Genomic DNA, 514 nt, shown 5'->3' on the forward strand with positions numbered 1-514 from the left:
ACTGGCTCCGTAGCGCGATGCGTTCATGCCCGGCAAACTCCCTTCCGTTATCCAGCGTCAGCGTGTGAGCGGCATGGCCCTGAAGCATCAGATTGATCGCCCGCGTTACCTGCCGGCGCGTTCTGCGCTTGACCGGATAGGCGCTCAGATAGCCGCTTTTGCGATCAACCAGGGTCACCAGGTTACCGCCCAGTCCATGTACCGTATCGCCCTCCCAGTCCCCCAGGCGCTCGCGGCTTTCGACCTCGGCTGGGCGTTCACTGATTGACACGCGATTACGCAGCTGCCCGCGCCGATCGTGGCTTCCATAGCGTTTCCGGTAGCGCTTTCGGCGATGTCGCAGATAGGTATAAAGCTCACCACCGGCGCGCTGTTCGGCGGCAATGAACCGATAAATCCACTCATGGCTGACCGCCCGGCTTGGCTGCTCCTGCTTCAACCGCTGGGCGATCTGCTCCGGACTCATGCCATGCTTGAGCCACACCGGGAGATGATGGCTGAGCCATGTCGCCGG

1 pseudogene is annotated in these 514 nt (G+C 62.1%); it reads right to left on the bottom strand.

Annotated features, from left to right (window positions below):
* Positions 1 to 514 (bottom strand): annotated as a pseudogene (locus C661_RS23285) (IS30-like element ISPpu17 family transposase); the annotation flags it as partial.

This window comes from Clostridium tunisiense TJ (assembly GCF_000300195.1).
Taxonomy (GTDB): Bacteria; Bacillota; Clostridia; order Clostridiales; family Clostridiaceae; genus Clostridium_J; species Clostridium_J tunisiense.